Source organism: Streptomyces sp. NPDC033221, assembly GCF_055577005.1.
Genome location: NZ_JBVIQN010000005.1, coordinates 16,839 through 31,731, shown reverse-complemented (window position 1 = coordinate 31,731; position 14,893 = coordinate 16,839). Strand labels below are relative to the sequence as shown.

Annotated in this window: 14 protein-coding genes; 13 read left to right on the top strand and 1 reads right to left on the bottom strand. The window is 71.6% G+C overall.

What is annotated here, in order from left to right; translation table 11 throughout:
* Positions 1-124 precede the first annotated feature (124 nt).
* From ACZ53K_RS07890 to ACZ53K_RS07865, 6 genes are all read left to right on the top strand, one after another.
* Positions 125-1,114, top strand: a complete 990-nt coding sequence (locus ACZ53K_RS07890; protein WP_468832859.1) for a malate dehydrogenase — start codon at positions 125-127, stop codon at positions 1,112-1,114.
* A 162-nt stretch (positions 1,115-1,276) separates the two neighbouring features.
* The gene (locus ACZ53K_RS07885) at positions 1,277-3,181 is read left to right on the top strand and encodes a hypothetical protein (RefSeq protein WP_468832858.1); all 1,905 of its coding nucleotides are present in this window, start codon (positions 1,277-1,279) and stop codon (positions 3,179-3,181) included.
* 131 nt (positions 3,182-3,312) lie between these two features.
* Positions 3,313-3,690 carry a hypothetical protein gene (locus ACZ53K_RS07880; protein ID WP_468832856.1) on the top strand — a complete coding sequence of 126 codons (378 nt, stop codon included), beginning with the start codon at positions 3,313-3,315 and terminating at the stop codon, positions 3,688-3,690.
* A gap of 2 nt (positions 3,691-3,692) precedes the next feature.
* Positions 3,693-4,634 carry a hypothetical protein gene (locus tag ACZ53K_RS07875; protein ID WP_468832855.1) on the top strand — a complete coding sequence of 314 codons (942 nt, stop codon included), beginning with the start codon at positions 3,693-3,695 and terminating at the stop codon, positions 4,632-4,634.
* A gap of 55 nt (positions 4,635-4,689) precedes the next feature.
* Entirely contained in the window at positions 4,690-4,935 is a 246-nt protein-coding gene (locus ACZ53K_RS07870; RefSeq protein ID WP_003983188.1) for a helix-turn-helix transcriptional regulator, read from the top strand.
* Positions 4,932-5,474 carry a hypothetical protein gene (locus tag ACZ53K_RS07865; RefSeq protein ID WP_468832853.1) on the top strand — a complete coding sequence of 181 codons (543 nt, stop codon included), beginning with the start codon at positions 4,932-4,934 and terminating at the stop codon, positions 5,472-5,474. Before ACZ53K_RS07870 ends, ACZ53K_RS07865 begins: the two co-directional genes overlap by 4 nt.
* Here ACZ53K_RS07865 and ACZ53K_RS07860 read toward each other — a convergent pair.
* Positions 5,441-5,947 (bottom strand): anthrone oxygenase family protein, encoded by a 507-nt coding sequence (locus ACZ53K_RS07860; protein WP_468832852.1) that lies wholly within the window; start codon positions 5,945-5,947, stop codon positions 5,441-5,443. The genes ACZ53K_RS07865 and ACZ53K_RS07860 overlap by 34 nt on opposite strands.
* A 140-nt stretch (positions 5,948-6,087) precedes the next feature.
* Here ACZ53K_RS07860 and ACZ53K_RS07855 point away from each other — a divergent pair, with 140 nt between their 5' ends.
* From ACZ53K_RS07855 to ACZ53K_RS07825, 7 genes are all read left to right on the top strand, one after another.
* Positions 6,088-7,068, top strand: coding sequence for an AraC family transcriptional regulator (locus tag ACZ53K_RS07855; RefSeq protein ID WP_468832851.1), 981 nt, complete (start codon positions 6,088-6,090; stop codon positions 7,066-7,068).
* A 328-nt stretch (positions 7,069-7,396) separates the two neighbouring features.
* Positions 7,397-8,905, top strand: a complete 1,509-nt coding sequence (locus tag ACZ53K_RS07850) for an aldehyde dehydrogenase family protein (protein WP_468832849.1) — start codon at positions 7,397-7,399, stop codon at positions 8,903-8,905.
* 58 nt (positions 8,906-8,963) lie between these two features.
* Positions 8,964-10,505 carry a GMC family oxidoreductase gene (locus ACZ53K_RS07845; RefSeq protein WP_468832848.1) on the top strand — a complete coding sequence of 514 codons (1,542 nt, stop codon included), beginning with the start codon at positions 8,964-8,966 and terminating at the stop codon, positions 10,503-10,505.
* Positions 10,505-11,635 (top strand): quaternary amine ABC transporter ATP-binding protein, encoded by a 1,131-nt coding sequence (locus ACZ53K_RS07840; RefSeq protein WP_468832847.1) that lies wholly within the window; start codon positions 10,505-10,507, stop codon positions 11,633-11,635. Before ACZ53K_RS07845 ends, ACZ53K_RS07840 begins: the two co-directional genes overlap by 1 nt.
* Positions 11,635-11,895 carry a hypothetical protein gene (locus ACZ53K_RS07835; protein ID WP_468832845.1) on the top strand — a complete coding sequence of 87 codons (261 nt, stop codon included), beginning with the start codon at positions 11,635-11,637 and terminating at the stop codon, positions 11,893-11,895. Before ACZ53K_RS07840 ends, ACZ53K_RS07835 begins: the two co-directional genes overlap by 1 nt.
* Positions 11,892-13,883: an ABC transporter permease gene (locus ACZ53K_RS07830; protein ID WP_468832844.1), complete on the top strand. Its 1,992-nt coding sequence runs from the start codon at positions 11,892-11,894 to the stop codon at positions 13,881-13,883. Before ACZ53K_RS07835 ends, ACZ53K_RS07830 begins: the two co-directional genes overlap by 4 nt.
* 2 nt (positions 13,884-13,885) lie before the next feature.
* Entirely contained in the window at positions 13,886-14,872 is a 987-nt protein-coding gene (locus ACZ53K_RS07825; protein WP_468832843.1) for an ABC transporter substrate-binding protein, read from the top strand.
* Positions 14,873-14,893: the final 21 nt, after the last annotated feature.

Genomic DNA, 14,893 nt, shown 5'->3' with positions numbered 1-14,893 from the left:
GGTCCGATAGCCTGACGGCCGGGTCTCTCGATACCAAGAGATCTCGGTAAACGGGCAGAGGTTCCCGCCGCCACCTACGCGGTAAGGGGGCTTGCCCCCAGAAAACATCGCGCAGGAGATCGCCATGACCCGCACTCCCGTCAATGTCACCGTCACCGGCGCGGCCGGCCAGATCGGTTACGCCCTCCTCTTCCGCATCGCCTCCGGTCATCTGCTCGGCGCGGACGTGCCGGTCAAGCTGCGCCTTCTGGAGATCCCGCAGGGGCTGAAGGCCGCCGAGGGCACCGCCATGGAGCTCGACGACTGCGCCTTCCCGCTGCTGCGCGGCATCGACATCTCCGACGACCCGAACGTGGCCTTCGACGGCGCGAACGTGGCCCTCCTCGTCGGCGCCCGCCCCCGTACCAAGGGCATGGAGCGCGGCGACCTGCTGGAGGCCAACGGCGGCATCTTCAAGCCGCAGGGCAAGGCCATCAACGACCACGCCGCGGACGACATCAAGGTCCTGGTCGTCGGCAACCCCGCCAACACCAACGCCCTGATCGCCCAGGCCGCCGCCCCGGACGTACCGGCCGAGCGCTTCACCGCGATGACCCGCCTGGACCACAACCGCGCCATCTCGCAGCTCGCGCAGAAGACCGGCACCCCGGTCTCCGAGATCAAGAAGCTGACGATCTGGGGCAACCACTCCGCGACCCAGTACCCGGACATCTTCCACGCCGAGGTCGCCGGCAAGAACGCCGCCGAGGCCGTGAACGACCAGGCATGGCTGGCCGACACCTTCATCCCGACCGTCGCCAAGCGCGGCGCCGCGATCATCGAGGCCCGGGGCGCCTCCTCGGCCGCCTCCGCCGCCAACGCCGCCATCGACCACGTGCACACCTGGGTCAACGGCACCGCGGACGGCGACTGGACCTCCATGGGCATCCCCTCGGACGGTTCGTACGGCGTCCCGGAGGGCCTGATCTCCTCCTTCCCGGTCACCACCAAGGACGGCAAGTACGAGATCGTCCAGGGCCTGGAGATCAACGACTTCTCGCGCGAGCGCATCGACGCGTCGGTCCAGGAGCTGGCCGAGGAGCGCGAGGCCGTCCGCGGTCTCGGTCTGCTCTGACCTCGGGCAGCACGCGCGTCCGCTGACGCGCCCCGTACGGCCGGAGCCCGTACGGAACCCCCGGGGTTCCGTACGGGCTCTGCCCTTGGTTTCACACCTTGGTGTGATCTTCCGGGCGCGCGCCTGACACGGCTCACCGGCCTCCCCTATGCTGCGGCGTTCATGACACACAACCCGTCCGTCACCATGGACGGTTGGTGCCCGGGGGGGAATCTGGTGACGCATCCGTACGTACCGCAGCAATCCGGCCCACAGGAGGGCTCACAGGAGGGCTCACAGGGCGGCCCGCGCGCCGTGGCGCCCCGGCCCCCCGGCGCCAGCGAGGCCACCCGGCTCCTGTGCGCGGGCACCTACCTCGACACGGCCTACCGCGACGCGGTGATCGACGAGCTGTACGTCCACGAAGAGCGCCTCGCGGCCCCGTCCCTCGGCTTCGACGCGGCCCGCGTGCTGGCCCACGCGCTGCGCGCCCGCCGCGTCGAACTGGCCTGGGCCGCCGCCGTACTGCTCCTGTGGATCGTGTCCGTCCCGCTCTCCTCCGGGCTGACCCTGCTCTACCTGCTGCCGGTCGTGCTGCTCTCGCTGGCCCCCTTCGTACGGGGCCGCGCCGCACGGCCGCCCTGGTACCGGCGGGCCGCCGGCTGGCTGCTGCGCTGGTACGGGCGCCTGAGCGCGCTGGGCGTGGTCATGGCGCTGCTGGCCATGGCGTTCGGTGGCGACGACTCCGGCGGGCCCGCGTACGGCTCCTCCGGCCCGTCCGAGAACCCGCTGACGCTGTTCCTGCCCGCCGGGCTCCTCGGGCAGGGCGCGGTCGCGGCGCAGCCGCTCCACGCCTGGCTCGCCCTGGCCCTCCTCGCCCTCCTGGCCTGGGCGGTCGGCGCGCAGCACGGCCAGGTCGCCAGGGTGCTGACCACCGAGCTGTCCCGGGACCGGTTCCCGGACGCCGCCGCCGACCCCGCCGAACGGGCCGACAACGGACGCTTCCAGCGGCTGCGCCACCGCATCCGCACCGAACAGCACGGCCCGCTGGTCATGTACCGCGCGGCCGACCCGTTCTGCGGCGCGGGCACGCCGTACCAGACCTGGTCCCTGTCGGTGGAGCTGCGACCGCGCAAGGACGCGGCGGCGGCCACGGCCGACGACGCCGGCGGCGGTCCGCTGCCGCTGGACAACGACACGGTCCTCCAGCGGATCATCCCCCTGGTGGCGGCGCTCCGCGAACCCTCCGCGCACGGCTCCCCGCAGGCCGCCGCCGCGGTGCGGGACCGGCTGCGCGAGCTGGAGATCGACGAGTGCGTCTTCCTGCCGGTGGCCGGGCTGCCGTCGCGGGGCGCCGCGCCGTACGGCCCCGAGGGCTTCGCCGCGCACCGCGCCCGCGCGGTCGAGGAGGGCGGCGAGACCCGGCGGCACTTCCTGCGCGTACGGGTCGGCGGCTGGGGCGAGGGCATCGTCACGACGGTCTTCGTACGGGTCCACACGCAGGGCGGCATGCTCATGCTGGAGGTCGCGCCGCACGTGCTGTGGCCGGTGCGCGCGCTGTACCGGGAAGCCGACCGGATCGCCCACCGCTACCGGCACAACAACCCCTTCGGCAAGGCCGTGTGGGCCCTCGCGCAGACCCCGCGCTCCGCCGGCCGCGCGGTGACGACCCTGTGGCGCGGCTTCGTCTCCGCCTGGAGCCTGCTCACGGGCGGCCACGGCGGCGCGCTGCCGGACGGCCCGGCGGCCTCGGTCCGCGAACTGGGCTCCGACGGGGACGCCTCGCTCTTCCAGGAGATGGACGTCACCCGCTACCTGAAGAGCATCCAGGACCGGGTGGCGAGCGGCGTACGGAGCGCGCTGTACGAAGCGGGCTGGCAGACGGACGAGTTCGAGCAGCGGATCGTCAACGTCACCAACGGCGGGGTGTTCATCGAGTCGGCGCAGGGCGCCATCGGCATCGGCGACCACAACACGATCAGCAGCAACGGCGGGCTGGGCGGCGCGGCCGGTGCCGCGGGCGGAGCGGCGTCCGGCGCGCCGGGCGGATCAGGCAAGGCCGCCAGGCCCGCCGACGCGGGCCGGTGAACGAACGGCACGGCCGGCACGGACCCACCCGGCACCGGGGCACAATCGTGACCACGGCCGGCACGCACGGCAGCGCACACGCACGGCAGCACGCACGCACGGCAGTACAGCGGACGAACGGGGAGGCAGACATGGCAACGGACGACGAACGCGACCGCGGCATCCACATCGGCAAGGTGCACGGCGCCTTCGCCATCGGTGACCACAACACGGTCACCCACCACGAGAACGTACCCGGCCGCCCCGGCACCGACCCCGCCCACGAGGAACTGCTCGCCGCCGTACGGCAGTTGCGCGAAGACCTGGCCAGGGTCATCGAAACACCGCAGATCACCCTGCTGACCGCCGAACTGGCCGACGCACAGGAAGAGATCGAGACCACCGGCCGGACCGCGCCCGGCCGGCTGGACCGGCTGCGCACCGCGCTGACGGACGCGAACGCGGTCACCACGATGCTGGCCTCCGGCGCCGCCGTGGCACAGGCCGTGGCCGGGCTGCTGGGAGGCTGAGCATGAGCGAGCAGGGGGGCGGCGCGGGCGGGGCGCGCTGGAACGACGAGGAGCAGCGCTGGGACACCGGCGGCCCGGCCGCCGCCGCGTACACGAGCCCGCCACCGTCGAAGCCCGGTCACCTGCCCGGCCCCGCTCCGGGGGACGGTTTCTTCACCGAGGCCACAGCCGACGCGACGCACCCACCGGCCTACCCGCCGCACCATCCGCCGGGCCACGACCCGGCGGCGGCGCCCGGCACCGGTCTGTCCGCCGCCCACCCGCGCTCCTGGCCGACGTCACTCGTCGTCGGCGCGGCGGTCGCCGTGGTCGCCGTGGGATTCGGCGGCGGATGGCTGCTGTGGGGCGGCGACGACGCCACCGTACGCTCCGGCCCCGGGGCGGCGGTCTCCTCCTCGGGACCGCACCGATCGACCGACGGGCCCGAGGAACCGACCGGCACCGCCACCGGCGACCCGTCGGCCGGCAGCCCCTCCGGAGCGCCCTCCGGCACCGTCCCGTCCGGCTACCGCCTGGCGCGGGACCGCGCCGGCTTCTCCCTGGCCGTACCGGAGAAGTGGCAGCGCTCGGAACGCAAGGACGGCATCTTCTACACCGCCCCCGACGAGCGCTACCTCCTCCAGATCTTCGAGGTCACCGAGCCCGACATCACCCCGTACGAAGCCCTCAAGGCGACCTCCCAGAGCCTCGCCGACAAGCCGGGCTATGTGGAGATGAGCCTGGGCCCCGCCGCGGACGTCGGCGTCAGCTCCGGCACCACCGAACTCGTCTACGCCTACGACAGCGAAAAACTGGGCGTCCGCGCCCGCGTCACCGACCGCGCTTTCACCGTCCCCGACGGCCGCCAGTTCGCCATCCTGGTCCTCGGCCCCGACGCCGACTGGCCGGCCCAGAGCCGCATCCAGCAGACCGCCTTGAAGTTCTTCGATCCGCGCGCTTCCTGATCTTGGGCCGCCTGACCTGTTGTGCGCCTGCTCAGCAATGTAGTACTTCTTATACATGAGCGAGCAGGTGCACAACAGGCTGGCGATGGTACGTGCCGAGCGCAAGGTGTCCCGGCAGGCGCTGGCCGACGCGGTCGGTGCCCACTACCAGACCATCGGCTACATCGAGCGCGGGCAGTACAACCCGAGCCTCGACCTCGCCCTGCGCATGGCCGAATTCTTCGAACTGCCGGTGGAGGCGCTGTTCTCACTCCGGCCGTTCCGCCCGCTCACCGACGAGGTTTACGGGAGGAAGCAGTGACGACCACCGGTACCAACCCCACGGCCCGCCGGGCACGTACGCGCTACGACGAGCGCATGTACACCATCATGAACCGCCGCGCGGGCGCGCCGCTGCACGCGACGGCCGGGCGGCGGCGTGCGGTCGTCGCCGTGCATGTGGTGCTCACCGGAGTGATTCTGGCCGTCGAATTCACCGGGTTCGCGACCGCCGCCCCCTGGCTCGTCCTCACCGTGCCGGTGCTCATCCTTCCCTGGTGCGTAGCCACCGGCGTGATCAACGCGGCCATCCGAGGCCTTCTCGACCTGCGGACCCACGTCCTGGACGAGCGCCAACTGGCCGAGCGCGACCGGGTGCGCGCCACGGCCAACCGCCTGACCTTGTACGTACTGGGATGCGGCGTGGCGGGTGGCATCGTGATCGGCGAACTCGGCGGGCTGACGGTCGGAGGGGCGGTTCTCCCCGTGCTGATTTCGGCGTTCGCCGTGCACTGGCTGATGCCGCTGTGGGTGGCCGGAATGACCGCTCAGGATGAACCGGCCGACGCAACGGACGAGTAGCCCAGCACCGCGCGGATCAAGCAGGCCGACGCCGCTGTCGTGGTGAGGGTGCGGACAAGGTTCCACCGGGCCCACCTGTCCTCGAAGTGGGCGCGCAGCGCGGAGAGCCCGCCCGGTGCGTGCGCGGAGTCGAGGGCGTTGTTCAAGGGGATGTTGACGGCGAACGTGATGACGAGCATCGCCGCGTAGAGGACGAGCGCGGCCGTCAGCCAGGGGAGGAAAGAGCGGGCGCCGGCGTGCAGGTGGAGGGCGATGGCGGCGGCTGTGAGCAGGGGCGCACCGGCGAAGGCGAGGCCGAACCAGCCGTTCAGGATGGCGGAGTTGATCCGCTGCATCGCGGTGACGAACGTCGCGTCATCGGCCTGCCGCAGGCCCGGCATCACGGCCACGGAGAACGCGAAGAAAAGGCCCGCGATCAGGCCCGTGGTCACGGTGGCGGCGAACAGTGTGGCGGTACGGATCGTGTCGTACATGGGCGGGCGGTCCTCTGGTCACGGTGTCCGGCGGCTCCGGCGCTCTCCCGCCCAGTCAACGGCCTCCCGCCCGGCCCGGGCCATGGCCGGACGGCTCGCTCGCATGTCCGTCCGTCCAGCCGTCCCGCTACGCTCACGCCATGGACGCCCTGACCGGCCTGCTGGACGGGCCGCGCGCCCGCGGCGCCTTCCTCATGCGCTCGGTTCTCGCCCCGCCCTGGTCGCTGCGCATCCAGGACGAGGCGCCGCTGACCCTGATGTCGGTGGTGCGGGGCGACGCGTGGGTGGTCCCCGGCGGAGGCCCGGAGGCCGCGGGCGGTACGGGCCCGGTCCGGCTGCTGCCCGGCGATGTGGCGGTCCTGCGCGGCCCGGATCCGTACACCGTCGCCGACGACCCCGCCACGCCGCCGCGCGTCGTCGTCCGCCCCGGCCAGGTGTCGGCCACTCCCCAGGGCGAGGCGCTGTGCGAGGCGATGGACCTCGGCGTACGGACCTGGGGTGACCGCCCCGACGGACCGGTGGTCCTGCTCAGCGGTACGTACCAGATGCGCGGTGAGGTCAACCAGCGACTGCTGCGGGCGCTGCCGCCGCTGGTGCGGCTGCCCGCCGACGCCTGGAACTCCCCACTCGTGCCGCTCCTGGAAGCGGAGATCGGCAGGGACGCGCCGGGCCAGGAAGCCGTCCTCGACCGGCTGCTGGACCTGCTGCTGACGGCCGCCCTGCGAGCGTGGTTCGCCAGGCCGGAGGCGGCGGCGCCAGGCGGCGGGCACGATCCGTACGGCGACCCCGTGGTGGGCCGTGCGCTGCGGCTGCTGCACGACGACCCGGCGCGGCCATGGACCGTCGCGGGCCTGGCGGCGGCGAGCGGCGTCTCCCGCGCGGCCCTGGGCCGCCGCTTCACCGAGCTGGTGGGCGAGCCCCCGATGACGTACCTGACCGGCCTGCGCCTGACCCTCGCCGCCGACCTCCTGCGCGAACCGGACGCCACCCTCGGCGCGGTCGCCCGCAAGGTCGGTTACGGCAGCCCGTTCGCCTTGAGCGCCGCGTTCAAGCGGGTGCGGGGGGTCAGTCCTCGGGATCATCGGCTGGGTGGCGGCGGGATGCCGCATACGACGGTCTGACGCGGCGGGCTGCTGTGTCAGACCCCGTGCGGCTGTGCGGGCGGTCGTTCGGGCCAGTCGTACATGTGTACGGGTTGGTCCTGCGGAGGGCCGTACGGGGGGCACCCGGCCCAGGCCGAACGGCGCACCGGGCATTCCGGACAGTGGCCCGTAAGGACCGACCGGTGACCCGGATCAGCCCCCGCAAACCTGCATTCCGGGGGCCGGAAGAGTGAGTCGGGTCACTTTCCTCGAAGGTTTCGGCATAGGTAAAGGGGTTCCGGGGAGGGGTCCTCGTTGCTGGTGTGAACCAGTGGCAACAAACCGGAAGTCGAAAGGCAGAACAGACGTGTCGGCAAGCGAGACGATTCACGTAGACGGGGTGTGGCGCTCCGCCGTATCCGGCGCCACGCGGGAGATTCTGGACCCCGCCGATGCGAAGACGCTCGAAGTCGTCGCGGAGGGTGGCGCCGAGGACGCCGACGCGGCGGTCGAGGCCGCGCGCCGCGCCTTCGACAACGGCGCGGGCCCGTGGCCCCGTACGCTCGTCGCGGAGCGGGCCGCGCTGCTGCGGCGGGTCGCCGACCTGCTGCAGCGGGACCGTGAGGTGATCGCCCTCATGGAGAGCCGGGACACCGGCAAGACCCTCGAAGAGGGCCGGGTGGACGTGGATGACGTCACCAACGCCTTCCGGTACTTCGCGGATCTGGTGATCAACGAGAGCGGCGGGCGTGTGGTGGACGCCGGGAGCCCGGACGTGCACAGCGTCGTCGTGCACGAGCCGGTCGGCGTCTGCGCGATGATCACGCCCTGGAACTACCCGCTGCTCCAGGCCAGCTGGAAGGTCGCCCCGGCGCTCGCCGCGGGAAACACCTTTGTGATCAAGCCGAGTGAGGTCACTCCGCTCTCCACGGTGTACCTGGTCAAGCTGCTGGTCGAAGCCGGCCTGCCGACCGGGGTCGCCAACATCGTGACCGGCGCGGGCCTGCCGGTCGGCCAGCGGCTCGCCGAGCACCCGGACGTGGACCTGTTCTCCTTCACGGGTGGGCTGGTCAGCGGTACGAAGGCCGGTTCGGCCGCGGTCGCGGGCGCGAAGAAGATCGCGCTGGAGCTGGGCGGCAAGAACCCGAACGTCGTGTTCGCCGACTCCTGCGCCACCGACGAAGGCTTCGACACCGCCGTCGACCAGGCACTGAACGCCGCGTTCATCCACAGCGGCCAGGTCTGCTCGGCCGGTGCCCGCCTGATCATCGAGGAGTCGGTGCGGGACCGTTTCGTCGCCGAACTGGCCCGCCGCGCCGAGAAGATCAAGCTGGGCCGCGGCACCGAAGAGGGTGTCGAGTGCGGCCCGCTGGTCTCGCAGCAGCAGCTGGAGAAGGTCGAGGCGTACGTGGCCTCCGCCCTGCAGGAGGGCGCTCAGCTGCGGTGCGGCGGACGCCGCCCGGAGGCCAGTGATGTCCGCCCGGCCACCGGCTACTTCTACAGCCCGACCATCCTGGACGGCTGCCACCGCGACATGAAGGTGATCCGCGAGGAGACCTTCGGGCCGATCCTGACCGTGGAGACGTTCACGACCGAGGACGAGGCCGTCGCGCTGGCCAACGACACCGAGTACGGCCTGGCCGGCGCCGTCTGGTCGGCCGACACCGCCCGCGCGCGCCGGGTCGCCGCCCGGCTGCGGCACGGCACCATCTGGATCAACGACTTCCACCCGTACCTCCCGCAGGCGGAGTGGGGCGGCTTCGGAAAGTCCGGCATCGGCCGGGAACTGGGCCCCGCGGGTCTGGACGAGTACCGCGAGAGCAAGCACGTTTACGAGAACCTCCGGCCGGAACCGGTTCGCTGGTTCGCGGGCTGAGGGCCCGTCTGTTCACAGCACGACGCACGCACGAACTTTGCAGAAGGAGCTCCACCTCATGCCCGTGTACGACTACGTGATCGTCGGCGGTGGCACCGCCGGTTCGGTGATCGCCTCCCGGCTCACCGAGGACCCGAACGTGAGTGTCGCCGTCATCGAAGGCGGCCCCTCGGACATCGACCGCGAGGACGTGCTGACGCTGCGCAAGTGGCTCGGTCTGCTCGGCGGTGACCTGGATTACGAATACACCACCACCGAACAGCCCCGCGGCAACTCGCACATCCTGCACAGCCGCGCCAAGGTGCTGGGCGGCTGCTCGTCGCACAACACCCTGATCTCCTTCAAGCCGCTGCCGTCCGACTGGGACGAGTGGGCGGCGGCGGGCGCCACCGGCTGGGGCGCCAAGGACATGGACCCGTACTTCGGCAAGCTGCGCAACAACATCGTGCGGGTGGCCAAGAAGGACCAGAACCAGATCGCCACCGACTGGATCGAGGCCACCAAGAGCGCGCTCGGCGTGCCGGAGGTCGTCGGCTTCAACGACCAGCCGTTCGAGGAGGGCGTCGGGTTCTTCGACCTGTCGTATCACCCGGAGAACAACAAGCGGTCCTCCGCCTCGGTCGCGTACCTGCATCCGCACATGGAGGCCGGTGACCGCCCCAACCTCACGCTGATGCTGGAGACCTGGGCGACCAGGCTGGAGCTGGACGGCACCACCGCCAAGGGCGTCCACGTCCGCACGAAGGACGGCGAGGAGGTCTACGTCGAGGCCGCGCGCGAGGTGCTGGTGTGCGCCGGCGCGGTGGACACCCCGCGGCTGCTGATGCACTCGGGCATCGGGCCGAAGCAGGACCTCGAAGCGCTGGGCATCGACTGCAAGGCCGATCTGCCGGGCGTCGGCGAGAACCTGATCGACCACCCGGAGTCGGTGATCGTCTGGGAGACCAACGGGCCGATCCCGGGGAACTCCGCGATGGACTCCGACGCGGGACTGTTCGTGAAGCGGGACGCGGACCACAAGGGTCCGGACCTGATGTTCCACTTCTACCAGATTCCGTTCACCGACAACCCGGAGCGGCTGGGCTACGAACGCCCCGAGCACGGTGTGTCGATGACGCCGAACATCCCCAAGTCGCGGGCGCGCGGGCGGCTGTACCTGACGTCCGCCGACCCCGAGGCCAAGCCCGCGCTCGACTTCAAGTACTTCGAGGACGAGGGCGACTACGACGGCAGGACCCTCGTGGACGGCATCAAGCTGGCCCGTAAGGTCGCCGAGGCCGAGCCGTTCAAGAAGTGGCTCAAGCGCGAGGTCTTCCCCGGCCCGGACGTGACCGACGACGAGCAGATCAGCGAGCTGGTCCGCAAGGCGGCGCACACCGTCTACCACCCCGCGGGCACCTGCAAGATGGGCGCCAAGGACGACACGATGGCGGTCGTCGACCCTGAGCTGAAGATCCGCGGTCTGTCCCGCATCCGGATCGCCGACGCGTCGGTCTTCCCGACGATGCCCGCCGTGAACCCGATGATCGGCGTGCTGATGGTGGGGGAGAAGGCCGCCGAGCTGCTGGTCGATTCCCCGGCCCAGGGAGGTGGTGCGTGATGGCCGCCGCCGCCCCCGAAGCCGGTATACCCCAGCCCCGCGAGGCCGCCGACAACCTGACGGCCGAGGACGCCCGTGACCCCCGGGATGTGGTCTTCTCCGTCCGCAACCTGTGGAAGGTCTTCGGCCCCAAGGCCGAGCGCGTCCCGGAGGACGCCGAGCTGACCGGTCTGTCCGCGCAGGAACTGCGTGAGCGGACCGGCTGCACGGCCGCCGTCCGCGACGTCAGCTTCGACGTCCACAAGGGTGAGGTCTTTGTCGTCATGGGCCTGTCGGGCTCCGGCAAGTCCACCCTGGTGCGCTGTCTGACCCGGCTCATCGAGCCGACCAGCGGCGGCCTGGACATGGACGGCGAGGACGTCCGCGCCATGGACAAGACCAAGCTGCGCGAACTGCGCCGCCGCCGCGCCGCGATGGTCTTCCAGCACTTCGGCCTGCTGCCGCACCGCTCGGTGATCGACAACGTTGCGTACGGCCTGGAGATCCAGGGCATGCCGCGTGGCGAACGCCGCGAGCGCGCCGCCGAGATGGTGGAGAAGGTCGGTCTCGCGGGGCTGGAGAACCGCCGCCCCGGCCAGCTGTCCGGTGGCCAGCAGCAGCGTGTCGGGCTCGCCCGCGCGCTCGCCGTGGACCCCGAAGTCCTGCTGTTCGACGAGCCGTTCAGTGCCCTCGACCCGCTGATCCGGCGGGACATGCAGGAAGAGGTCGTCCGGCTGCACGAGGACGAGGGCCGCACGATGGTCTTCATCACGCACGACCTCGCCGAGGCGCTGCGCATCGGTGACCGGATCGCCCTGATGCGCGACGGAAAAATCGTTCAACTCGGCACGCCCGAGGAGATCGTGGGCTCCCCGGCCGACGAGTACGTACGCGACTTCGTCCAGGACGTACCGCGTGAACAGGTGCTGACCGTACGGCGCGCCATGCGCCCGGCCGAGGACGGCGAGACGGAGACGGGAGCGGCGCTCGCGCCGGACACCCTGGTCGCCGACGCCATCGAGGCCGTCGCGCGCTCCGGCGGCGCTGCCCGCGTGATGGACGGCAAGCGCTGCCTGGGCATCGTGGACAGCGCCTGTCTGCTCAACATCGTCGCCCGGATAGACGCCGGGCAGGGCGAGGTGGCTGCCTGATGTCCGCGCACACCAGTACCGCCGACTCCGCCCTCGCGGCGGCCGGTTGGCCCCCGACCCGGCGGCCCGTGCGGGTCGCCCCCGCACAGGTACGGACGCTCGATCCGCCGACCCGGACCCGTACCGGCTCCCGTGAAGTCCCTGTAGTCCACTCCCTGACGGACCGGCTCCGCGCCGCCGTACAGCGCCGCTGGCACGAGGCCCAGCGCGCCGCGGCGATGCAGATACCGGCCGGCACGGTGAAGCGGGGGCGCGCATGACGGCCGCCACCCCCACCGCGCGCACCAGCGCCGCGCCCGACCAGCAGAGCGCGCTGCAGGCCGCCCTCCAGAGCCGTGGCCTGCGCAAGATCCTCATCCTCGCCGTCGCCGCGGCGGTCCTCGTACCGCTCGCCCACGCCAAGTGGTCCAGCGGCACCTGGCCGAGCGACCTGACCGTCGACCTGACCGGCCCGCTCGGCCGGACCAGCGACTGGATCATCGACAACCGCGACAGCCACCCGCTGTTCGTGTACTTCCTCGGCCACCTCAGCAACGCCGTCGTCATCTCCGTACGCGCCGTCTACCAGCTGCTGCTGTTGCTCGGCTGGACCGGCGTCACCGCGGGCGTGACCCTTGTCGCCTGGCGCGTCGCGGGCGTCCGCATCGCCGCGACCGCGCTGATCTCCTTCGTCGTCAGCGGCGCCCTGGACATGTGGCTGCCGACCATGCAGACCCTCGCCCTGATGATCGTGGCGGTCATCGCCTCGGTCGCCGTGGGCGCGCTGCTGGGACTGGCGGGCGGCCTCTCGGAGCGGCTGTTCAAGATCCTGCGGCCGGTGCTGGACACCATGCAGGTGCTGCCGGCCTTCGCGTATCTGCTGCCCGTCGTGCTGATCTTCGGCATCGGCGTGCCCGCCGCGCTGCTGGCCACCGTCGTGTACGCGGCTCCGCCGATGGCCCGGCTGACCGCGCTCGGCCTGCGCGGCGCCGACCCGGGCGTCCTGGAGGCCGTCTCCTCGCTCGGCGCGACCGGCCGGCAGCGGCTGCTGACCGCCCGGCTGCCGCTGGCCCGCAAGGAACTGCTGCTCGGCCTCAACCAGACGATCATGATGGCGCTGTCCATGGCCGTCATCGCCTCCATGATCGGCGCGGCCGGTCTCGGTGACCGCGTCTACCAGGCGCTCGCCTCGGTGGACGTCGGCGCCGCGCTCGCCGCCGCCGTACCGATCGTGCTGCTGGCCATCGTCATGGACCGTACGACCGCCGCCGCCGGTGAGCGGATGGGCGCCGACCCGGCCGCCCGCGGCCCGAAGCTGCTGCGCGGCTGGCGCGCCTGGGCCGGCATCGCCGTCCTCACCGCGCTGGTGACCGCCGCGGGCCGGCTGGCGGGCTCGACCGTCTGGCCGTCCGGCTGGACGGTGGCCATCGCCCGCCCGGTCAACGACTTCAAGGAGTGGATGGTCGACCACCTCTACTCCGGGGTCCCGGTCGTCGGCGGCACCGCCGACTGGGCCGCGCACTTCACCTCCTGGGTCCTGGACCCGCTGCGCGACGGCCTGACGGCGCTGCCCTGGTGGGGCGCGCTGCTGATCGTCGCCGCGCTGTCCTGGCTGATCGGCACCTGGCGCACCGCGCTGACCGCGACGCTCGCGATGGCCGCCATCGGCGTCCTCGGCGTCTGGAAGCCGTCCATGAACACCCTGTCCCAGGTCCTCGCCGCCCTCGCGGTGACCCTGGTGCTGGGCTTCGCCGTCGGCATCCTCGCCGCGGGCAGCAAGCGCCTGGAGGCGATCCTGCGCCCGGTGCTGGACGTCATGCAGACCATGCCGCAGTTCGTGTACCTGATCCCGGTGGTCGCGCTGTTCGCCGTGGGCCGCGCCCCGGCCGCTGCCGCCGCCGTCGTGTACGCGCTGCCCGCGGTCATCCGCATCACCACCCAGGGCCTGCGGCAGGTCGACCCGGCCGCCATGGAGTCCGCCCGCTCGCTCGGCGCCACCCGCTGGCAGACCCTGCGGCAGGTGCAGCTCCCGCTGGCCAGGCCCGCGCTGCTGCTGGCCGTCAACCAGGGCGTCGTCCTCGTCCTCGCCGTCGTCATCATCGGCGGCCTGGTGGGCGGTGGCGCGCTCGGCTACGACGTCGTCACCGGCCTGGCGACCGGCGACCTGGCCCTCGGCCTGGTCGCGGGTGTGGCCATCGTCTGCCTGGGCCTGATGCTCGACCGGGTCACCCAGCCGACGCAGCGCCGCACCACGGGGAAGGGAGCCTGACCATGTCCCGTACCCGTATACGCGTGCTGGGCGCCGCCGGGCTGGCGGGGGCGACGCTGCTCGCCCTCTCCGGCTGCGGCAAGGCCGACATGACCAAGCAGGGTTCGCCCTTCCAGGCGCCGGGCGGCTCCAAGTCCGTGACGCTGTCCACGCAGACCTGGGTCGGCGCGCAGGCCAATGTCGCGGTGGCCAAGTACCTGCTCGAACACGAGCTGGACTACCACGTCGACACGGTCCAGGTGGACGAGATCCCGGCCTGGGACGCGCTCAGCCAGGGCCGGGTGGACGCCATCCTGGAGGACTGGGGCCACCCGGAGCAGGAAAAGCGTTACATCAAGGACAAGAAGACGATCACGGCGGGCGGCGGCAACGGCGTCACCGGCCACATCGGGTGGTGGGTCCCCGAGTACTGGGCCGACAAGCACCCGGACGTGACCGACTGGAAGAACCTCAACAAGTACGCCGATCAGCTGCGCACCTCCGAGAGCGGCAGCAAGGGCCAGCTGATGGACGGCTCGCCGTCCTACGTCACCAACGACAAGGCGCTGGTGAAGAACCTCAAGCTGGACTACGAGGTCGTCTTCGCGGGTTCCGAGGCGGCGCAGATCACCCAGATCCAGCAGTTCGCCAAGCAGAAGAAGCCGTTCCTGACGTACTGGTACGAGCCGCAGTGGCTGTTCAACCAGGTGCCGATGGTCGAGGTGAAACTGCCGAAGTACACCGACGCCTGCGCGGAAAAGGGCACGAAGGACCCCGCGTCCATCGACTGCGCCTATCCGACGACACCGCTGCAGAAGTTCTTCAACACGGAATTCGCCAAGGGCGGCTCCGAGGCCGCGGCCTTCCTGAAGAACTTCAAGTGGTCCAAGGAAAACCAGAACGAGGTCTCCGAGATGATCGCCTCCGACGGCCTGTCCGCCGACGAGGCGGGCAAGCGGTGGGTGGAGAAACACCCGGAGGTCTGGAAGAAGTGGCTGCCGAAGAAGTAGCCACGCGGAACCGGTGAGGGC

Coding starts and splice junctions, on each gene's coding strand:
- ACZ53K_RS07830 (WP_468832844.1), top strand. CDS start 11,892: ATGACGGCCGCCACCCCCACCGCGCGCACCAGCGCCGCGCCCGACCAG.
- ACZ53K_RS07855 (WP_468832851.1), top strand. CDS start 6,088: ATGGACGCCCTGACCGGCCTGCTGGACGGGCCGCGCGCCCGCGGCGCC.
- ACZ53K_RS07885 (WP_468832858.1), top strand. CDS start 1,277: ATGACACACAACCCGTCCGTCACCATGGACGGTTGGTGCCCGGGGGGG.
- ACZ53K_RS07875 (WP_468832855.1), top strand. CDS start 3,693: ATGAGCGAGCAGGGGGGCGGCGCGGGCGGGGCGCGCTGGAACGACGAG.
- ACZ53K_RS07890 (WP_468832859.1), top strand. CDS start 125: ATGACCCGCACTCCCGTCAATGTCACCGTCACCGGCGCGGCCGGCCAG.
- ACZ53K_RS07835 (WP_468832845.1), top strand. CDS start 11,635: ATGTCCGCGCACACCAGTACCGCCGACTCCGCCCTCGCGGCGGCCGGT.
- ACZ53K_RS07860 (WP_468832852.1), bottom strand. CDS start 5,947: ATGTACGACACGATCCGTACCGCCACACTGTTCGCCGCCACCGTGACC.
- ACZ53K_RS07870 (WP_003983188.1), top strand. CDS start 4,690: ATGAGCGAGCAGGTGCACAACAGGCTGGCGATGGTACGTGCCGAGCGC.
- ACZ53K_RS07825 (WP_468832843.1), top strand. CDS start 13,886: ATGTCCCGTACCCGTATACGCGTGCTGGGCGCCGCCGGGCTGGCGGGG.
- ACZ53K_RS07880 (WP_468832856.1), top strand. CDS start 3,313: ATGGCAACGGACGACGAACGCGACCGCGGCATCCACATCGGCAAGGTG.
- ACZ53K_RS07840 (WP_468832847.1), top strand. CDS start 10,505: ATGGCCGCCGCCGCCCCCGAAGCCGGTATACCCCAGCCCCGCGAGGCC.
- ACZ53K_RS07845 (WP_468832848.1), top strand. CDS start 8,964: ATGCCCGTGTACGACTACGTGATCGTCGGCGGTGGCACCGCCGGTTCG.